The 18,000-nt window shown below is 68.6% G+C and carries 22 protein-coding genes; 21 read left to right on the top strand and 1 reads right to left on the bottom strand.

Translation table 11 applies throughout. The features are described 5' to 3' along the window. The first annotated feature begins 528 nt into the window (after positions 1-528). The 14 genes from ABRQ22_RS17300 (at position 529) to ABRQ22_RS17235 (ending at position 9,250) form a co-directional block, all read left to right on the top strand. Entirely contained in the window at positions 529-825 is a 297-nt protein-coding gene (locus tag ABRQ22_RS17300; RefSeq protein WP_353707617.1) for a hypothetical protein, read from the top strand. Next, positions 776-2,341, top strand: coding sequence for a hypothetical protein (locus ABRQ22_RS17295; RefSeq protein ID WP_353707616.1), 1,566 nt, complete (start codon positions 776-778; stop codon positions 2,339-2,341). Before ABRQ22_RS17300 ends, ABRQ22_RS17295 begins: the two co-directional genes overlap by 50 nt. Then, complete coding sequence (locus ABRQ22_RS17290) at positions 2,338-3,771, top strand: phage portal protein (RefSeq protein WP_353707615.1); 1,434 nt, start codon at positions 2,338-2,340, stop codon at positions 3,769-3,771. The genes ABRQ22_RS17295 and ABRQ22_RS17290 overlap by 4 nt, the downstream gene beginning before the upstream one ends. Beyond that, positions 3,755-4,447, top strand: coding sequence for a hypothetical protein (locus tag ABRQ22_RS17285; RefSeq protein WP_353707614.1), 693 nt, complete (start codon positions 3,755-3,757; stop codon positions 4,445-4,447). The genes ABRQ22_RS17290 and ABRQ22_RS17285 overlap by 17 nt, the downstream gene beginning before the upstream one ends. Positions 4,448-4,514: 67 nt before the next feature. Then, the gene (locus ABRQ22_RS17280; protein ID WP_353707613.1) at positions 4,515-5,015 is read left to right on the top strand and encodes a hypothetical protein; all 501 of its coding nucleotides are present in this window, start codon (positions 4,515-4,517) and stop codon (positions 5,013-5,015) included. A gap of 16 nt (positions 5,016-5,031) precedes the next feature. Beyond that, positions 5,032-5,940: a phage major capsid protein gene (locus ABRQ22_RS17275; protein WP_353707612.1), complete on the top strand. Its 909-nt coding sequence runs from the start codon at positions 5,032-5,034 to the stop codon at positions 5,938-5,940. Beyond that, on the top strand, positions 5,940-6,089 hold the full coding sequence (locus ABRQ22_RS17270; protein ID WP_353707611.1) for a hypothetical protein: 150 nt from the start codon (positions 5,940-5,942) through the stop codon (positions 6,087-6,089). The genes ABRQ22_RS17275 and ABRQ22_RS17270 overlap by 1 nt, the downstream gene beginning before the upstream one ends. Positions 6,090-6,149: 60 nt before the next feature. Next, positions 6,150-6,656, top strand: coding sequence for a hypothetical protein (locus ABRQ22_RS17265; protein ID WP_353707610.1), 507 nt, complete (start codon positions 6,150-6,152; stop codon positions 6,654-6,656). Then, entirely contained in the window at positions 6,653-7,066 is a 414-nt protein-coding gene (locus ABRQ22_RS17260; protein ID WP_353707609.1) for a DUF6093 family protein, read from the top strand. The genes ABRQ22_RS17265 and ABRQ22_RS17260 overlap by 4 nt, the downstream gene beginning before the upstream one ends. Before the next feature lies 1 nt (position 7,067). Beyond that, a complete protein-coding gene (locus ABRQ22_RS17255; protein ID WP_353707608.1) occupies positions 7,068-7,451 on the top strand; it encodes a hypothetical protein in 384 nt (127 codons plus the stop codon). Next, entirely contained in the window at positions 7,448-7,864 is a 417-nt protein-coding gene (locus ABRQ22_RS17250; protein ID WP_353707607.1) for a hypothetical protein, read from the top strand. The genes ABRQ22_RS17255 and ABRQ22_RS17250 overlap by 4 nt, the downstream gene beginning before the upstream one ends. A 13-nt stretch (positions 7,865-7,877) precedes the next feature. Then, positions 7,878-8,105, top strand: a complete 228-nt coding sequence (locus ABRQ22_RS17245) for a hypothetical protein (protein ID WP_353707606.1) — start codon at positions 7,878-7,880, stop codon at positions 8,103-8,105. Between the two features lie 3 nt (positions 8,106-8,108). Further along, positions 8,109-8,624 carry a hypothetical protein gene (locus ABRQ22_RS17240; protein ID WP_353707605.1) on the top strand — a complete coding sequence of 172 codons (516 nt, stop codon included), beginning with the start codon at positions 8,109-8,111 and terminating at the stop codon, positions 8,622-8,624. Between the two features lie 83 nt (positions 8,625-8,707). Further along, the gene (locus ABRQ22_RS17235) at positions 8,708-9,250 is read left to right on the top strand and encodes a hypothetical protein (RefSeq protein WP_353707604.1); all 543 of its coding nucleotides are present in this window, start codon (positions 8,708-8,710) and stop codon (positions 9,248-9,250) included. Positions 9,251-9,608: 358 nt separating this feature from the next. On the opposite strand, the gene ABRQ22_RS17230 is transcribed toward ABRQ22_RS17235, so the two are convergent. After that, a complete protein-coding gene (locus ABRQ22_RS17230; RefSeq protein WP_353707603.1) occupies positions 9,609-9,911 on the bottom strand; it encodes a hypothetical protein in 303 nt (100 codons plus the stop codon). A 44-nt stretch (positions 9,912-9,955) separates the two neighbouring features. Here ABRQ22_RS17230 and ABRQ22_RS17225 point away from each other — a divergent pair, with 44 nt between their 5' ends. From ABRQ22_RS17225 to ABRQ22_RS17195, 7 genes are all read left to right on the top strand, one after another. Then, positions 9,956-12,640: a phage tail tape measure protein gene (locus tag ABRQ22_RS17225; protein WP_353707602.1), complete on the top strand. Its 2,685-nt coding sequence runs from the start codon at positions 9,956-9,958 to the stop codon at positions 12,638-12,640. A gap of 50 nt (positions 12,641-12,690) precedes the next feature. Beyond that, positions 12,691-13,449: a hypothetical protein gene (locus tag ABRQ22_RS17220; protein ID WP_353707601.1), complete on the top strand. Its 759-nt coding sequence runs from the start codon at positions 12,691-12,693 to the stop codon at positions 13,447-13,449. A 69-nt stretch (positions 13,450-13,518) separates the two neighbouring features. Beyond that, positions 13,519-14,553 carry a hypothetical protein gene (locus ABRQ22_RS17215; RefSeq protein WP_353707600.1) on the top strand — a complete coding sequence of 345 codons (1,035 nt, stop codon included), beginning with the start codon at positions 13,519-13,521 and terminating at the stop codon, positions 14,551-14,553. Next, complete coding sequence (locus ABRQ22_RS17210) at positions 14,550-15,518, top strand: hypothetical protein (RefSeq protein ID WP_353707599.1); 969 nt, start codon at positions 14,550-14,552, stop codon at positions 15,516-15,518. The genes ABRQ22_RS17215 and ABRQ22_RS17210 overlap by 4 nt, the downstream gene beginning before the upstream one ends. Positions 15,519-15,646: 128 nt before the next feature. Further along, positions 15,647-16,174: a hypothetical protein gene (locus ABRQ22_RS17205; RefSeq protein WP_353707598.1), complete on the top strand. Its 528-nt coding sequence runs from the start codon at positions 15,647-15,649 to the stop codon at positions 16,172-16,174. Between the two features lie 37 nt (positions 16,175-16,211). Beyond that, complete coding sequence (locus ABRQ22_RS17200) at positions 16,212-16,538, top strand: hypothetical protein (protein ID WP_353707597.1); 327 nt, start codon at positions 16,212-16,214, stop codon at positions 16,536-16,538. 619 nt (positions 16,539-17,157) lie between these two features. After that, positions 17,158-17,997, top strand: coding sequence for a peptidoglycan recognition family protein (locus ABRQ22_RS17195; RefSeq protein WP_353707596.1), 840 nt, complete (start codon positions 17,158-17,160; stop codon positions 17,995-17,997). Positions 17,998-18,000 lie beyond the last annotated feature (3 nt).

Below are 18,000 nucleotides of genomic sequence, written 5' to 3'. Positions count from 1 at the left end.
CATGGCAGGGCGTAGGTGCCCCGGTGCCACCACCCTCCCCGACGGCAGGCGGCAAGCCTGCCCCGTGATCCTTACCAACGGCGTGACGCGTGCAGCCTGAATGCAGGAGGCGACCGTGGCCACCAACCCCAGGTACGCCAACGGGCACCGGCGTAGGCGCCTACGTGCACGGGTGCTAGCCACCGAGACCTACTGCGCATGGTCGCACTGCGAGTGGCCCGACGACCCAGTCGACAAGACGCTGCACTGGAACCATCCGCTCGCCCCCGAGGTGGACGAGATCATCCCCGTCTCTCGAGGCGGCGACCCGCTCGCACGGTCCAACGTGCGGCTCATGCACCGCATCTGCAACCAACGACGAGGGAACGGAACGCGGGCGCCTCGCGCAGTCGCTCCTGCCGCTTCGTTCCCGACCTCGACCGACTGGTGACCAGGGGGAGGGCCCCCACCCCCACCCTGGAGGGCGACCGCCGGGGCATAGCGCCTTTCTCTCCCCTCGTTTCGAAAAACCTCGGAGGTGTGGTCCGCATGGCCTCTCTCCGTGTGGTGAAGCCGGGTGACGAGGCGCCTCGCAAGGAGGTGCCGGCGACGATCACCGAGGCGATCGAGGGGTCGGCTCGGGATGTTCTGGCGTCGATGCGTCGGGCGCTGGCGAAGAAGCTCGACGCAGGCGAGGTGTCGTCGAACGCGATCGCTTCGGCGTACAAGGAGCTGCGCGAGCTGGACCGACAGATCCGTGCGCTGGACGCCGCCGAGGAGCAGGAGGCGGAACGCGATGACGGCAACCGCCGCCCCCGTCGATCGTTCAACGCGTCGGCTATCTGAGGCCGCCCGGCACGTCGTCATCCCCGAGGGGATCGTCGACTCGCTCTGGTACGACGTTGCGGAACGGTGCGAGGAGTTCGGCGACCAGTTCGACGCCTGGCAGGACGGCCTGGGCGAGGTGACGCTCGGCATCCGTGCCGATGGATCGTTCGCGGCGACGATCGGCGGGGTCACGTTCTCGATCCCCCGTCAGGTCGCGAAGACGTTCATCGTCATGAGGATCGTGGTCGCGCTGTGCACGCTGTTCCCGGACCTCACGGTCATCTGGACGGCGCACCGCATGCGAACGGCGACGAACACGTTCCAGAAGATGAAGGCCTACGTCCTGCGTCGGAGTGTCCGGCCGTACATCAAGGCCGGCTCTAACAACGGGACGGCGATCCGGGACGCGAACGGTGAGCAGGAGATCCCGTTCGTCAACGGCTCGCGGATCATCTTCGGCGCTCGTGAGCAGGGGTTCGGGCGCGGGTTCGACGAGGTCGACATCGAGGTGTTCGACGAGGCGCAGATCCTCACGGTGAAGGCGCTCGAGGACATGGTGGCGGCGACGAACCAGTCACGTTTCGAGCACGGTGCGCTGCTGTTCTACATGGGCACACCGCCTCGGCCTGAGGTGGATCCCGGTGACGTGTTCACGGAGCGCCGGCAGGAGGCTCTGGAGTCGAAGAAGGCCGCGGGGGGCGTGGATTTCGGGGTTCCGGTGGAGTCTGGGGATTCGGTCTATGTCGAGTGCTCTGGCGACTCGAGCCTGGATGTCGACGATCCGAGGCAGGTCGAACTTGCGAACCCGTCGTACCCGCACAGGACCCCGCCGGTCTCGGTGCAGCGGCTGAGGAAGAACCTCCCGGACAAGGACTCCTGGCGCCGTGAGGGCCTGGGGATCTGGGACGAGGTCGTGGGCGCGAAGGCGCTCATCGAACAGGCTGCCTGGAAGGCGGGGCATCGCGAGATCGCTCCTCCCGCGGGCGTTCAGGCGTACGGCGTGAAGTTCTCCCCGGATGGGCAGCGCGTGTCTCTGGCGGGCGCTCGGCGGCCCGAGGATGGCCCGACGCACGTCGAGGTCATCAAGGCGATGTCGACGGCGTCTGGCACTGCCGACCTTGCGGACTGGATCGCCGCTCGCTGGCGCAAGGCTGCGGTGATCGTGGTCGACGGCAAGGCGGGCGCGGACCAGTTCGTGACGGCGCTGGTGAAGCGCGGCGTCCCGCGCCGGCGGATCGTCGTTCCGACGCTGAGCCAGGTCTATGAGGCGCACTCGGGCCTGCTCGAGTCGGTGAAGTCGGGCGTCCTGACGCACTACGGGCAGACGGGCCTGGATGACGTCGTGAGGGCGGCGACGAAGCGTCCGATCGGCAAGGACGGCGGCTGGGGCTGGCAGGCGATCAGTGACGACGTGGACGTGACTCCGCTCGAGGCAGTGACCTACGCCCACTTCGGGGCGACGACGACCAAGCGCAAGCCTCCTGGTGACGGTGAGCGGGCATCTTCGAGCGGGCGACGGGCGGTGGTGGCATGAGCGACCAGCAGATCCTGCTCCCGGACGTGGACGACGACACGAACAACCTTCTGGGCGGACTTCTCAAGCGCCTGGACCACCTCGCGCCGCGAAACCAGAAGCTCCAGGCGTACTACGAGGCCGAGAAGACGCTGCGTAAGATCCACGGAGGCATCGTTCCGGAGCAGTACTACCGGCTTGGGCTGGTCCTGGGCTGGTCCGCGAAGGCCGTAGACACGCTCGCCCTGCGCTGCAACCTCGAGCGCATGGTCTGGGCCGACGGGACGCTCGGCGACTACGGCTACAACGAGGTCTGGGACAAGAATCACCTCGGCGCCGAGGTGGATCAGGCGATCATCGAGGCCCTGATCCTGGGCCCGGCGTTCGCGGTCGCGTCAAGGGGTGACGAGTCCGTGGGTGAGCCGGGCGGGATGGTGCACTTCTACTCGGCGTCGGACGCAACGGGTGAGCGGAACCCTCGCACGCGCCAGCTCGACAACCTCCTGATCGTGCATGAGCGCGACCGGACGCGACGGGTTACTGCGCTGTCTCTTGTCCTGCGAAACGAGACGATCGCAGCGGAGATCATCGACGGCAGGTGGGAGGTCGTCCGGTCGCGGCACACGCTCGGTGTGCCGGCTGCGGTGATGCCGTACCGCCCGAGGCTCAAGAAGCCGATGGGCCGCACTCGTCTGACGCGCCCCGTGCGTGGCTTGCAGGACGCTGCGGCGCGCACGTTGGTTCGGCTCGAGGGTCACATGGACGTGTACGCAAACCCGGAGTTCTGGGTGCTCGGCGCGGACCTGTCGATCTTCCGTGACGAGAACGGGAAGCCGCTCCCAGACAACGCGCGTCGCCTGGGCCGCTACAAGGGGATCCCTGACGACCCGGAGCGCGAGGGCGACCCGCTGTCTCGCGCAGACGTGAAGAAGTTCGAGGCGTCGAGCCCGGAGCCGCAGCTCAAGGCGCTGAACGCGTACTCGAAACTGTTCGCGCGCGAGGCGTCGCTACCGGACTCGTCAGTGGCGATCTCGGACATCGTGAACCCGACGTCTGCCGAGTCCTACGACGCGTCGCAGTACGAGCTCATCTCAGAAGCCGAGGGGGCGACGGACGAGTTCACGTCGGCGCTGCGTCACGTGATACCGATCGCAATGGCGATGCAGTCTGGGCTGGATGCCGTGCCTGACGCGTGGCAGTCGATCGACTGCAAGTGGCGTGACCCGCGGTACGTGTCGCGTGCGGCGCAGGCTGACGCGGGGTCAAAGCAGCTCGGGGCGGTGCCGTGGCTCGGCGAGACGGAGGTCGGGCTCGAGCTCATCGGTCTGGATGACCAGCAGATCAGTAGGGCGCTGGCTGAGCGCCAGCGGGCGCTGGCGAACGTCCGCATGGACGCGCTGATCGCGGCGGCGCGCGAGACGCAGGCTGCGCCTGATGGTCTCGCCAGCTGACGCGGAGCGTCTTCGGCTGGCGCAGGCCGGTATCCGCCGGCTGGTGACTCGGGACCTGGACGCGTTCTTCGCGTCGCTGAACCTGGACCGGCCGGAGCGCGCGAGAGACGCACTGCTGGCTTTCATGCCGGTCTTGGTGTCGCAGTACGGGGAGTCGGCGGCTGCGGTCGCCGCGGACTGGTACGACGGCGTCAGGGCGTCAGAGGGCGTGTCGGGTCGGTTCAGGGCGACCATGGCCGCCTCGCCGTACCTGAGTGCGGTCGATGGCACGACGCGGCGAGCGGTCGGGGCACTGTTCACGGACACGCCGAACGAGACACTCGTGGCGCTGCGGTCGGCGGCCCCGAAGTACGTGTTGGCGGCGTCGCGGCAGACGATCACGACGTCGGCTGACCGAGATCCCAGGGCGTCGGGGTGGCAGCGGATCGGGTCTGGTGGGTCGTGCTCGTTCTGCCGGATGTTGATCGACCGTGGCGCGGTGTACCGCGAGCGATCGGTCCTGTTCGCGGCCCACAAGTCGTGTGACTGCGCGGCGGTCCCGTCGTGGGACCCCGATGCGCCTGAGGTTGACGTCGCCGTCTACAAGGCGTCGCGCCGAACCACTCGAATGACGCCGGAGCAGAAGGCGGAGCACAACGCGAGCATCCGCAACTACATCCAGCGGTACGAGGACTAGAGACTTCCCGTCCTTCGACGGGGTACGCGGACGCCGGCGGTCAACGGGCGGTGCACAGGAGGAACAGATGCCCACGGAGAACCCTGCCCCGGAGTCCACCGGAGACCCTGCCCCCACGGGCGGCGGAGACGGCGGACAGGGGTTCAAGGCGCCGACCTCGCAGGCCGAGTTCGACGCGATGGTGAAGTCCCGCCTCGAGCGCGAGCGTGCGAAGTTCGCCGACTACGACGAGCTCAAGGCGAAGGCTCAGCAGCTCGACGATTCGCAGCAGACCACTGCGACCCGTATCGCCAAGCTCGAGAAGGAGCTGGAGTCCACCCGGACGACGGCTCTGCGCTCGCGCATCCAGGCGAAGCACGGGATCTCCGACGAGGACGCGGAACTGTTCCTCACCGCGGCCGACGAGGCAACGCTCACCAAGCAGGCGGAGCGTCTCGCCGAGACCGCGGACGACCGCAGGAAGAACGGCAACCGCGATCCTCTCGCGGGCCGTACCCCATCCAACCCGGGCGGCGGGCCTGACGCAGCAAAGCGTGAGTGGCTGCGCAGCGTGACCGAACGGGACTAAGCCTTAGGAGGCAGCCGTGGCCACTCTGACCACGAGCGACGTCACCCTGCCCACCCAGATCGTGGACGGGATCGTCGAGAAGACCAAGACCGGTTCGACCATCGCCGCACTCTCCAACCAGGAGCCGATGCGGTTCGGCCCCGCCACGATCGTCACGTTCGACGACGACCTCACGGCGGAGTTCGTCGAGGAGGGCGCGGCGAAGTCCGAGGACGACGCGCAGCCCTCGAGCGTCGTCGCCCCGCCGCACAAGGCGGTCGTCAACTTCCGGACCAGCGACGAGTTCCTGATCGCGGACGAGGACTACCAGCTCGGAGTCCTCGACAAGTTCGAGGAGAAGTGCGCGCGTGCGCTCGCCCGCGGTCTCGACCTGGGCGCGTACTACCGCATCAACCCTCGCACGGGCAGCGCGATCACGGCGTGGACGAACTACCTCAACACGACGACGAACCGTGTCGAGATCACCGCGTCGTCCGAGCCGGACCTCGACTTCGAGGCGGCGGCCGGCCTGGTGATCGGCGACGGGTACAGCCCGACCGGCGTCGCGCTCGACCCGTCCTACGCGTGGACGCTGTCCACCGCCCGGTACGCGGACGGCCGCAAGAAGTACCCCGAGCTCGGGCTCGGCGTCAACGTGTCCGGCTTCGAGGGACTGCGCGCCTCTGTCTCGAGCACGGTCTCGGGCAAGCCGGTCGACGGGTCCACCGCCGACAACAAGGTGCGCGCGATCGTCGGCAACTACGAACAGGGCATCCGCTGGGGAGTCCAGCGCACGTTCCCGTTCCGGATGCTGCAGTTCGGTGACCCTGACAACACGGGTCGCGACCTGGCTGGCCACAACGAGATCCTCTTCCGGGCGGAGGTCATCTTCGCGTGGTACGTCTTCGCGGACCAGTTCGCCGTGATCGAGGATGCGGCGGCCTGATGCCTCGGCTGATCGCGCCGAACGGCGCCACCGTGAGCGTCTCCGACGAGAAGGCCGAACGGCTGACTGACCAGGGCTTCAAGCCCGCGGATGACCAGCCGGCCAAGCCTGCTCGCCGCACTCGCAAGACCAAGTCTGACGACGAGTGATGAACCCCTCCGGCCAGGCTTGTGCCTGGCCGGAGGGTCACCCGAGAGGCGGTGCGGCTCATGACCGTGGTAGTCGAGGACATCGCCACCGCTCTCGGGCAGGATCCGCCCGCGCCCGGGACCACGCAGTACGACCAGTGGACGATGTGGATCAACGACGCGTCCATGCTGATCAACGCCGAGGCGACTCGGCGCGGCGTTGACCCGACCGCGCTCGACCCGACCGTGGTGGACTACGTGACGCGTGAGGCCGTGGTGGCGCAGGTTCGCCGACCCGACGACGCGACATCGGTGGAAATCGCGGTAGACGACGGGCGTGAGGCTCGCCGGTACTCCTCGAGCCGCGGCCGGGTCGCGATCCTCCCGGAGTGGTGGGAGCTCCTGTTCCCGACCGCGCCGAAGTCCGGCAAGGCCTACGCCGTCGACACGGTTGCTCAGCGCGCCGTCGTCCACGCCGACGTGTGCTCGGCCAACCAGTACGCGAACGTGCCGTACTGGTACGCCGGGTTCTGCACGTGCGGCGCGGACATCGCCGGGTACCCGCTCTACGAGACCGAGGGATCATGACGTTCGGCGACGCGATCGCCGGCGCACTCCCCCGGCTTCGTGGGTACGCCGAGAAGCTCATGACGGACTCCTGCACGGTGACACGCCCCGGTACCCCCGTGACAGACCCTGCGACGGGTGTGACGACGACGCCGCAGACGCTGCTCTACACGGGGCGGGTGAAGATCCAGACCTACGAGGGGTACGAGCAGACCCCGGAGGCTGGTGGGCGCTCGTTCACCGTGCAGCGGTACCGGGCGGACTTCCCGGTCGACGCGTTCCAGCCTCTGCCTGGTGATGTCGTGACGATCACCGCGTCGCCGTTCGATGCGGACAAGGTCGGCAAGCGGTACCGGATCACGGCGCCGTTCAACAAGTCGTTGTCGACGGCGCAGCGGTGCTTCGTGGACGAGATGCCTGGGGAGGTGTGACGTGGCGGCGATCGACGCTGACTTCTCCGAGGTGCTGGAGGTCGCGGCAGACCTGGGCAAGGCGGCGTCGCGGCTCCTCAAGGACGCTGACGCCGTCGCAAAGAAGGGCGCGCAGAACGTCAAGTCGGAGATGATCGAGGACGCGCGCGGCACGACCCACTTTCGTCAGATCGAGCGCGCCATCTCCTACGAGCGCGACTACGGGGCCGGCGAGATCGGGTACGAGATCGGTCCAGTTCGTGGTGGCCCTGGGTCGCTGGCCGGCGCGTACTTCGGGTGGCCTCACGGTGGCGGGTCGCTGTCGCTGGAGAAGCCCTTGCGGTCCGAGGAGCCGCGCCTGCTCAAGGCGGTCGACGACCTCGCGATGAAGGCGCTGGGGCTGTGACCTCGCAGGCGTTCGCGGCGGCTGTCTTGGCGCTCATGCCGGCGGGGATCGTCGTCTACGACGGTCAGGCGGTCACGGGGGCGAACGTGCCGGCCCCGCCGTGGGCGTTCGTGACGATCAGCTTCCCTGACAGGTGGGAGCGGACGCTCGCGAGCCCGTCCGTGCTGCGCAGGACACTCGTGCAGATCTCCGCGGTGGGAGACACGACCGTGCAGGCCCGGTTCGTCGCGGACAAGGTCGACGCCGCTCTCGAGGGGGCTAGGCCGGCGATCTCGGGGTGGTCGACGACGGGGCTGCGCATGGTGAACTCGCGTCCGCCTGAGCAGGACCGGGACGTGACGATCACGACCACAAACCTTCACCCGATGGTCGGCGTGCTCGAGTACGAGTTCACGGCGTCCGTCATCTCCTGACGGGAGGGCGCTGATGCCGCGCTACGTGCGTGTCCGTGACGACGTCACGGGCCACGAGAAGGACGTCCCTGAGGGCTACTGGCTCATCGGGAACGGGCTGACCCCTGTGAAGGCGGACCGGTATCCGCCCTCGACTGTCGCGCGGCGGGCGAAGCCGCGCGTGAAGAAGCTCGCTGGCCAGTCGGCCAAGCGACGGGCCCGCCGTCCGGTGGAGCCCGACACGGCCACCGAGAAGGAGTGAACCATGGCCGACATTCCCTCGACCCCTGCTGACGAGAACGTCAGCGTCATCCTCGTGCAGGCACTCGCGGACCCCGACGCCCCTGCGGTGGACGAACTCACGGGCGGCACGGTGGTCGACATCTCGTGCTACCTGACGTCGGACGGGTACAACCCGGGCCTGGACGAGCAGGTGATCTCGGACGAGCGGCTGTGCTCGAAGCAGATCTTCGAGCAGCCGGGACGGAACTCGCGCACCCTGTCGCTGACGTACATCGACAACACGAACAGCGCGAACGCGACGACGGACAACAAGGCGAAGGAGACGCTCGAGCCGGGCGTCGACCTGTTCCTCGTCGGTCGTCGCGGCGTGAAGTTCGACGAGCCGTACGCGGTGGGGCAGAAGGTCTGGGTCTGGCCGATCAAGCCGGGCGAGTACAACGACCTGCCCCCGGAGGCGAACTCGGTGCTCAAGACGACGCAGAAGCAGTTCGTGACGGGCTCGGTCCGCACGGACGTCGCGGTCGTCGCCGGCGCCTGACATCACACTCCCCCGCCCGGCTACCCGGATCGGCCGGGCGGGGGTCAGCCTTGACGGTCCGGGATGATCCGGGAGAAGGAAGCATGGCGCTGACGATCAGACGGCCCGAGAAGACTGTCCCCCTGTGCTTGGATGCCGCGTTGCAGGCGGACTGGGAGCAGGCTGAGGAGGATCTGCGGCGGGCGCAGCAGGAGCCTGGCGATGACCGGCTCGTGGGCAACGCGAAGGCGTCGTCTCTCGCGCGCCGTGTTCGCGAGCTGGAGTCGAAGATGCTGGCCGATACGGTCCATTTCCGGCTTCGTGCACTGTCCCGTTCGGAGTGGGCCAAGTTCGTCGCGAAGCACCCTCCGCGAGAGGGTGACGACCTCGACAAGGCGCAGGGGATCAACCGTGAGGCGTTCTTCGAGGACGTGATCCCCGAGTCGATCATCGCGGTGACGCGGGCCGATACCCCGGAGGACTTCGACCCGGGCGACGACTGGGGTCCTCTCGCGGACGAGATGACGGACCGGCAGTACTCCGACTTCGCGCAGGCCGTGTTCCTGCTGAACCGGGGTGAGGTGTCCGTCCCTTTCTCACGGGCCGCCTCGAGGCTGAGCCGGGACTCGTCCGAGACCTCCAGGTAGCGCGCGACCTGAGGCTGTCGTACCGGCGCTTCTCTGGCTGGGAGCCGTCCAGCCGGACGGAGTACGAGTACGACGACCTTGGGCGGGTCTCGGCGTCCGTGACGACCGTGGAGCCGGAGTGGGACGAGCAGGAGCGGGCATGGATGCTTGCCCTGGCCGCGTACGAGTCGGCGCTGTGCCCGAACTGCGGGCGCCCTGTGGCGGTCTGCTCGGCCCCTGGGTCGGAGAACAAGTGGCGGTCCGGCCCTCCCACGCGATGCTTCGCGACGGATGCCGTGCTGCGCAGGCAGAAGGACTACTCGGACCCGAAGAAGACGCCTCGCCCTCAGGCGCTGTCGTTCTCGGCGTACCGGACTGACTAGCGTCGAGTCACCGAGACGTCTGAGACCTCCCAGGCGTCGTCCTTGAGTTGCGCCCGACAGACATAGTCGTAGACGTCGCTCCCGACCGCGATGGTTCCACTGATGGAGTGGCTCTCTCGGCCTGCCGTGATCGTCGAGTAGTCGACATCCGCAGCAACCCCGCCGCTTTCTCTGGCGACAGCCTCGTCGCAGGCACGGACGGCTTGGTCCACAACCGGCGCGTCGCCTGAGGAGCATCCGGATATCCAAAGCGCCACCGGCACCAAGGCGATGCCGAGCGCTAGAGCCTTCGTTCTCATCCGCCCAGTGTGCCGGATTGACCTATTGGTGTGGGGGTGAATCCGTGGCTGATCGCATCGCTGCCATCCGCCTCGCTCTCAAGACCGAGGGTTTCGTCGCCGGGGCGAAGACTGCTCAGCAGGCGATGAAGGACCTGGGCACGAAGGGTCTGGACTACGTCGCGTCCAAGGAGCAGCACATTGGCCAGGTGTCGAACACCTTGGGTGCGCTGGGTCTCGCGGCGGTGGGGGCGACGACGCTCGCGGTGGCGAAGTTCGCTGACTTCGATGCTGCGATGTCGTCGGTGCGGGCGGCGACGATGGCCTCGGCGTCCGAGATGGAGGCGCTGCGCGAGGCGGCGATCCAGGCGGGCGCGGACACCGCGTTCTCCGCGACCGAGGCTGCGGCGGCCATCGAGAACCTATCGAAGGCTGGCGTCTCGACCGCGGACATCCTGGGTGGCGCCCTGACGGGCTCGCTCGACCTCGCGGCAGCCGGCGAGCTGGACGTGGCTTCCGCCGCTGAGATCGCGGCCACCGCAATGACCCAGTTCGGGCTGTCCGGCGAGGATGTGACGCACATCGCGGACCTGCTCGCGGCCGGGGCGGGCAAGGCGCAGGGGGACGTGACGGACCTGGCGCAGGCGCTGAACCAGTCGGGTCTCGTGGCGTCGCAGTTCGGCCTGTCGATCGAGGAGACGACGGGCACACTGTCTGCGTTCGCGTCGGCGGGTCTGCTCGGGTCTGACGCCGGAACGTCGTTCAAGACGATGCTGCTGGCGCTGGCGAACCCGTCCGAGAAGTCCGCCAAGACGATGCGGGATCTCGGGATAGCGGCGTACGACGCGCAGGGCAACTTCGTCGGGATCACGAACCTCGCGGGTCAGCTCGAGACCGCGCTGGCTCCGCTCCCGCAGGCTCAGCGTGACGCGGCGATGGCGACGATCTTCGGGTCGGACGCGATCCGGTCCGCGAACGTGCTGTACCAGCAGGGCGCGGACGGGATCCAGGGGTGGGTCGACGCGGTCAACGACCAGGGGTATGCCGCCGAGCAGGCGGCCATGCGGCTCGACAATCTCAAGGGCGACCTCGAGGGGCTGTCCGGGTCGATCGAGACAGCGTTCATCAAGTCGGGCTCGGGGGCGAACGACGTCCTTCGGGGCCTCGTGCAGGGAGCGGACTCCGTCGTCGATGCCATCGGGCAGATCCCGGCACCGGTCCTCTCGGCGACGACCGCATTCGTGGGCACCGGAGGACTCGTGACGCTCGGCATCGCGGGCCTCATGAAGTTCGCGACGTTCATCTCCGACACCAAGACCGCACTGGGCGGGCTCAACATCTCGATGAAGACGGCCGGGATCGGCGCCGGGGCCCTCGGCGCGGCCATCGGGGCCGCTGCAATCGGGCTGACGATCTGGGCCCAGAACGCGGCCGAGGCCAAGGCCCGAACCGACGAGTACATGGGGACCCTGGACGAACTGGGAAAACGGACTGACCAGACTCTGTCGCGCATCAATGACGCGCTCAGCCAGGATCGGAACGACTGGCTGGACAACCTCTTCGGCAAGGACGCGGAGTCCCTGATTGATCGGGCGGAGCGGGTCGGCGTTGCCGTTGAGGACCTTCAGGGCTACATCCTCGGAAACGAGGACGCGATACGGCGCGTCACAGCGGCCACACGCGAGTACGTGGCCTCCGGTGACGAGGTCATGACCCAGGGGGAGATCAACGCCGCCGCCTCGCGCCTGCTCACTGGGGCACTGGACGAGGAGTCTCGCGCCCTGACGGACGCCGAGAAGCAGGCCGCTCAGAAGAAGCTCGCTGACGATGCCGCTGGCGTGGCCCAGGAGGACCTCGCGTCCACGTACTCGGCGACGACGTCCGAGGTCGTGAACCAGACGACGGCTCTCGCCGACCTGATCTCGGCTCAGCAGGAGGCTGCTGGTGTCGTCCTGTCAGAGCGTGATGCGCAGCGCCAACTCGAGCAGGCGATTGCGGACGCGAACACCAAGCTCTCGGAGAACGGCGCGACGCTCGACATCACGACCCAGAAGGGGCGCGACAACCAGGCCGCACTCGACGACATCGCTTCGTCGACGTGGGACGTGATCGCGGCCATGCAGAAGAACGGGGCCGATCAGACGTCGCTCCAGGCCGTGATGCAGACGTCGCGCGACCGGTTCCTCGGGGTGGCGCAGGCGGCGGGTATGTCCGCGGACGAGGCCAACGGTCTCGCTGACGAACTGGGGCTGATCCCGGCGCAGGTGCAGACGAACATCCGGGCTGACACGGGCCAGGCGATGTCCGCGATCGAGAACCTCAAGGCGGCCTACGCGTCGATCAAGGACCGGACGATCGAGATCACGACCGCGTTCAAGGAGACGGGGATTCGTCCCCCCGCCGGGTACTACGTGCCATCTGGGGAACGTGCGTCTGGTGGCCCCGTGACGGGCGGTCAGACGTACCTCGTGGGCGAGAACGGCCCGGAGCTATTCACCGCGCCAGCCACGGGGATGATCACGAACTCGGCTGCGACGAGGGCGATCGGCGCTGTCGGTGCGGTGCCGGGTGTTCCGTACTCGAACTCGAACCCGGCCCCTTCGGCGGCAGGCGGCCAGCAGACGCCGACGGCGGTGTACGTGCAGAACCCGTTCACGGGCGAGTACCTGCTGGCCGAGGTGTCGACGGTCGCCCGCTCGCAGGCAACGTCGGCGATCCGGACCTCGCAGTCTCGAAGGGCGGCCCGCTGATGGTGACGATCACTGCGGCTCTCGTGACGACGGCGGGGTCTCCCCCGCCGGTGCAGATCGTGATCGGGGACGTGCCTGCTGGTGCGGAGTATGTCGTGACCGGGTCGACGGGCGCGGGCTCGTCTTGGCCGGTGCCTGGTGGCACGGGTGTCGGTGATGGGGGGCAGGTCGTTCTCGTCGACAACCGGAGCGCGCTGAACGCCCCCGTGACGTACTCGGCGATCGTGCAGGGGGTCACGTACTCGGCGGCTCTGGTGACGGTATCGCACCCCACCGGGTACGCGTTGCAGTCGCTGGATGGGCAGACCTCGGTGGACTTCGTGTGGCTGTCGAACAGCCTGCCGCGCGAACCGCAGATCAACGTGGCGACGTTCAACGTGCCGGGTCGTCGCCGCCCGCCTGTCCGGTACGCGTCTGGTGGCGATGGTGGCGGCGAGCTGCTCATCCGGGCTGACAGGGAGAACAACGCAGCGATCGGGGCGCTGTTGCAGTCGGGTCGGCCGGTGCTCGTGCGGACCGACGGCACCATGCGCGACTGGCCAGCGGTCGAACTGATCCTTCTTGTCTCGGCGCCGTCTCGGCTGTGGGAGGCGGTCGAGGGCGGCGAGCTGTCGACGCAGCGGGTGTGGAGCCTGTCGTTCCTGTTCGTGGACGACCCGGAGCCGTCGCGCGCCCTGTCCGCGTGGACCTGGGACGACTTCGACCTTGCAGCCGAGACGTCCTTCCCGACGTGGGACGCGTTCGACGCCCTGTTCGCTGGCTCGACTTGGAACGACTTCGACACGACCGAGTGGGGTCAGTACCAGTGACGGGGGTGCGCGGTGCGTGCTGGTGCTCCTGACGAGGTCCTGTCGGGGTCGTGCGGGTGGACGCCCCGAGTGTCGGCGTGGCTGGGTGGGCGTCTGCTCGCGGACGATATCCCGGTCGTCTCCGGGCGGGTCACGGCGCAGGTGTCGCAGGACGTGCCGGAGCGCCTGTCTCTGACGGTGCCGGCGCAGACGACGGTGGATGGTTCGCTGTTCGACTGGCGCCCGGGGTCTGACCCGGTGCATCCGCTGGCCCGGTACGGGCAGGAGTTGCAGGTCTCGGTCGTGGTGTCCTCGACTGCTGGCCCGGAGTCGTGGGAGACGCGGGTGGGCCGGTTCCTGGTCACGGACTGGGAGGACGGTGACGACGGCATAGTGCAGGTGTCGGCGGAGGGTCGGTTGCGGCGTGTGAAGGATGCGTTGTTGACGACTCCGACGCAGCCGCGTTCGGGTGCGACGTTGGTGTCTGAGGCGCGGCGTCTGCTGCCGGTGGGGGTGTCGGTGGCGTTCGATCCTGCGTTGGTGGATCGTGCGTGCCCGGCGGGGATGGCGTGGTCGGATTCGCGGCTGTCGGCGTTGCAGGAGATCGCGGATGCGTGGCCTGCGCTGTTGCGGACGGATGAGTGGGGGCAGGTGTTCTTTCGCGCCCCGCTGCCGGATGCCCCGGTGCCGGTGTTGACGCTGCGTGATGGTGAGCGCGGCACGGTGGAGACGGTGGCGCGGTCGGACACGCGTGACGGGGCGTTCAACCAGGTGGTCGCGGAGTCGTCGGCGTCTGGGGTGGAGGACGTGCAGGCGGTGGCGTCGCAGACGACGGGGCCGATGGCTGTGGGTGGGCAGTACGGGGTGGTGACGAAGCGGTGGTCTTCGCCGCTGATCACGACGACGAACCAGGCTCTGCGGTCGGCGAGGACGATGCTGGCGAACAGCCTTCTGCCGGCGACGTCAGTGCCGGTGACGTGTGCCCCGGATCCGCGGATCGACCTTGATGACGCGGTGGAGGTGCTGCGTGACGGGCAACGGTTCTGGGGCTGGGTCACGGGGTACGACCTGCCGCTGACGGTGGACGACGGGCCGCAGCGAGTCGACGTGGGGGTGCAGCCGTGATCTCGGACCTGGACCTCTTCACCCCGCCGGACGGCGACGACGGGTCGACGTCGGTGGTGTGCCTGGTACAGGCCGTGGATGTGGCTGGGCGGCTGGTGCAGGTGACGATGCCGGGAGACTCGACGCTGTGGCTGCCCGCTCAGCCGGGCCGGTACCGGATCGCTGACGCTGGTGTTGGTGGCGGACTAGCCCGGGTGCTGGCGGATGGCGGTCGCCCGCTGCTGGTTCTGGGGCCGTTGGACCCGTTGGACCCGGTGGTGCCAGCGTCGATGACGGCGATCGGTGCGACGACCGCAACAGTCTCGTGGAACGGCGCCGGGTACACGCTGCCGTTCGTGCCGGCGACGTACGGGACTCTGCCGCGCGACGTGTGGATCGCCCTGTCGGACTGGGGCACCCCGGTCCTGGTGCATGGACCGTCCGCGACCGCCCCGCCGCCCCCGCCGCCTCCGCCGCCAGATCCGACGCCGGGCGCGACGGTTCAGGTCACGCAGGCCATCGCGCCGCAGTGGTCGGGAACATACCGGCACATCCGGGCCGCATACGACCGGTGGAACACCGACCGCTATGGGGGCAGAAGCACCCTCTACCAGGGAGACGCGTTCGGGTCTGGCCCGCTCACCGGCCTCGCCGTCTACGGCGACCAGCTCGTGAACCTCGGTGCCATCAGCTTCGACCGGGTCGCGGTGATGCTGCGACCGGTCCTTCCTGGCGGGTCCGGGGGGCCGCCGATGACGGTTCAGGCAGCCGCGAACGGCACCCCACCGTCTGGCGCCCCGACCGTGTTCGGCCCGACCGTTTCGGGGGCGGGCGGCTGGGTCGACCTCACCTCGGACGTGGCCGAGGCGATGCGCACCGGCGGCGTCAAGGGACTCGCGACCGTCGGCGGCAACTACTGGGCAGTCGCTGGCGCCGGAAACGGTGACGGGATGCTCCTGTCCGTCACCTACACCCGCTACGCCTGAGGGGGCCACCGTGTACGACGTCTGCCTGATCTGTGGCTGCATCTACGACACCCGGGCGCCCGTAGACCACTACGCCTGGCACGCGACCCGCGGCGAGTTCCCGCCGAACACTGACGAGGAGGCGCCCGATGGCAACGTCGGCCCGTAAGCACACCGTCCCGGCCCCGCTTGAGACACCGCGTCGGCAGGCGATCAACGACGCCCTCGCGTCGGTCAACGACATCGTCCCGGTAGCGAACGCGACCGAACGGGCGCAGCTTCTGGTCGACCTAGGGTGGACGCCTTCCGCTTCCCGTCCGCTGCTCATCTGGCGTACAGACACGACGAATTTCGAGATCAACACGACCGGATCGAACGACGCGTGGATCGTGTGGGCGCGCTCGTCCGGGATCGCGATCGCGCACGGGTCGGTCACTCTGAACTACGGGACGGCCGCCCCGCCGTTGACGGCGACACAGAATGTCACGCTGCCGAGCGGCCTCTTCGCCAGCCCGCCGTCGGTGAGCCTGACGCCTGACGGGAACTGGACGGGGCCTCGCCCGGATCTCTACGTCAACTCGCGCTCGGCGTCCGGATTCCAGGTGGCGGGCCGGTCCACGGCGCAGGTGGGATCGGCCACCGCGGTCCCGGTGTCCTGGATTGCGATCGGCGTCTAGACGGATGCCGGAAACGGAACCCACGCCGTGGGAGCTGATGCGGCTCTTGAAGTCGGTGGACCGCAAGCTTGACGACGTCGTCACGAAGGACATGTTCCAGGCCGAGTCCCGGCGGGTCGATGAGCGTTTCGACGAGCAGGGGCGCGACATCGCCGACGAGCGAACGGCACGCGCTGAGGCGGTCGCGGAGGAGAAGTCGGCACGGCAGCGGGAGGACTTGGCCCTGTCGGCGCGCGTGGACAAGGTCGTGTCGGAGTTGAAGGAGCGCGCGGATCGGATGCAGGTCAACCTGCGCTGGCTCGCGGCGAGCATCCTCGTCCCGGTGGCCCTGTTCCTCATCGAGCGGTTCGGGGGTGGGCAGTGAACCGGGTGTTCAAGATCGGGTCCTGGGTCGCTCCGGTGGCGGTCATGGGAATTGTCGCGGTGCTCCTCGCGGTGGTGCTGTACCGCCTTGACTCCGGGGCGGCAGAGCGCGACCAGCAGCAGGCCGAGATCGCTGCCCTGCAAGCCGCTGTCGCCGAGGCAAACGAACGGCTGGCGCAGCAGGGCGAGGCGCCGGTCGATGTGCCAGAGCCGGAATCGAACGTCGTCCCCGTGCCGGGCCCCCAGGGTGAGCGTGGGCCTGCTGGTCCGCAGGGGACGGTAGGTGCGCCCGGGGTTCCCGGCGCGGACGGCGATGACGGAACGGATGGCCTCACGGGAGCGCGTGGTGTGAGCGGTGCTGACGGGGAGCCGGGCTTGCCTGGCGCTGATGGGCCTGCGGGACCCCCAGGGCCCACGGGTCCGGTCGGGGCCAAGGGCGACGTTGGCGCGACGGGCGCGCCTGGACCGGCCGGTCCGCCGGGACCCGCAGGTCCGCCGGGCCCGACATGCCCCGACGGGTCCACTGCTACGTCGTTCTGGGTGCAGACCCGCACTGACCCGTTCGTCCCGACCACTCAGTCGTGGCGTCAGGCCACGCTGTGCGTCCCCGAGGAGGGGTGATGGCGATCTATCCCGGTGCGATCAGGAAGCTCGTCCCGCGCACGTTCAGGCGCGCCACGGAGCGCAACCGCATCAACCTGCACACCGCTGTGTCGAACTCGACGTCGCTGTACCCGATGTTCTCCAAGGGCGGCGCATGCTCGCACTTCTATGTTCGCGAGGATGGCACGGTCGAGCAGTACATCGATACGGATCGGTACTCCGCGGCGGACCTTGATGGGAACGACGCGACGATCTCGATCGAGACGTGGGACGGGTATACGGGGCGCCCCGGGTGGGAGCCGCCGCCCTGGACTGCGGCACAGGTCGAGGCCCTGGTAGCGCTGTGCCGGTGGATCTGCGTGACGCACGACATCCCGGTCCGCCTTGCACAGGACTCGAAGATTGGCGCCTCGTCGCGGGGAATCTCCTGGCACCGACTAGGTGTGGATGGCGCGTTTCCTCGCCTTCCCGACCCGCGCGCGGGTCGGTTGCAGCGCGGCGGTGGGATGCACTACTCGTCCGCCGTCGGGAAGGTCTGCCCCGGCGACGCCCGCATCGCTCAGATCCCCGGCATCGTCGCGGCCATTGGAGCGCCGGCCCCGAGCCCTACTCCCCCCGCACCTACCCCGCCCCCGCCCGAACCCCAGGAGGACGACATGGGCTTCTACGTCTACGCCGACTCTGCTGTCGCCGTCTATTTCTTCAACCAGGCACGCGGCAAGGTGCGCCTGGTCCCGCCTGCAGAGTGGTCCGCGATCCGCGCCATGCAGACCGGAGCCGTCCCGCCCCTGCCCGTCGACGAGCGCCGCGTCAGCCAGCAGTGGCTCGACCGGATCGTCGCGTTCGGCACCTACTGAGGA

The organism is Cellulosimicrobium sp. ES-005 (assembly GCF_040448685.1).
In the GTDB taxonomy this organism is placed as follows: Bacteria; Actinomycetota; Actinomycetes; order Actinomycetales; family Cellulomonadaceae; genus Cellulosimicrobium; species Cellulosimicrobium cellulans_G.
The sequence above is the reverse complement of the archived record's forward strand: the minus strand, read 5'-3'. Positions and strand labels throughout refer to the sequence as shown.

Bases quoted from the DNA above. Each gene is read 5' to 3' on its own strand.
- ABRQ22_RS17240 (WP_353707605.1), top strand. From the start codon at position 8,109: ATGGCCGACATTCCCTCGACCCCTGCTGACGAGAACGTCAGCGTCATC.
- ABRQ22_RS17290 (WP_353707615.1), top strand. From the start codon at position 2,338: ATGAGCGACCAGCAGATCCTGCTCCCGGACGTGGACGACGACACGAAC.
- ABRQ22_RS17270 (WP_353707611.1), top strand. From the start codon at position 5,940: ATGCCTCGGCTGATCGCGCCGAACGGCGCCACCGTGAGCGTCTCCGAC.
- ABRQ22_RS17265 (WP_353707610.1), top strand. From the start codon at position 6,150: ATGACCGTGGTAGTCGAGGACATCGCCACCGCTCTCGGGCAGGATCCG.
- ABRQ22_RS17245 (WP_353707606.1), top strand. From the start codon at position 7,878: ATGCCGCGCTACGTGCGTGTCCGTGACGACGTCACGGGCCACGAGAAG.
- ABRQ22_RS17200 (WP_353707597.1), top strand. From the start codon at position 16,212: ATGCGGCTCTTGAAGTCGGTGGACCGCAAGCTTGACGACGTCGTCACG.
- ABRQ22_RS17205 (WP_353707598.1), top strand. From the start codon at position 15,647: ATGGCAACGTCGGCCCGTAAGCACACCGTCCCGGCCCCGCTTGAGACA.
- ABRQ22_RS17195 (WP_353707596.1), top strand. From the start codon at position 17,158: ATGGCGATCTATCCCGGTGCGATCAGGAAGCTCGTCCCGCGCACGTTC.
- ABRQ22_RS17230 (WP_353707603.1), bottom strand. From the start codon at position 9,911: ATGAGAACGAAGGCTCTAGCGCTCGGCATCGCCTTGGTGCCGGTGGCG.
- ABRQ22_RS17295 (WP_353707616.1), top strand. From the start codon at position 776: ATGACGGCAACCGCCGCCCCCGTCGATCGTTCAACGCGTCGGCTATCT.
- ABRQ22_RS17260 (WP_353707609.1), top strand. From the start codon at position 6,653: ATGACGTTCGGCGACGCGATCGCCGGCGCACTCCCCCGGCTTCGTGGG.
- ABRQ22_RS17300 (WP_353707617.1), top strand. From the start codon at position 529: ATGGCCTCTCTCCGTGTGGTGAAGCCGGGTGACGAGGCGCCTCGCAAG.
- ABRQ22_RS17280 (WP_353707613.1), top strand. From the start codon at position 4,515: ATGCCCACGGAGAACCCTGCCCCGGAGTCCACCGGAGACCCTGCCCCC.
- ABRQ22_RS17235 (WP_353707604.1), top strand. From the start codon at position 8,708: ATGGCGCTGACGATCAGACGGCCCGAGAAGACTGTCCCCCTGTGCTTG.
- ABRQ22_RS17285 (WP_353707614.1), top strand. From the start codon at position 3,755: ATGGTCTCGCCAGCTGACGCGGAGCGTCTTCGGCTGGCGCAGGCCGGT.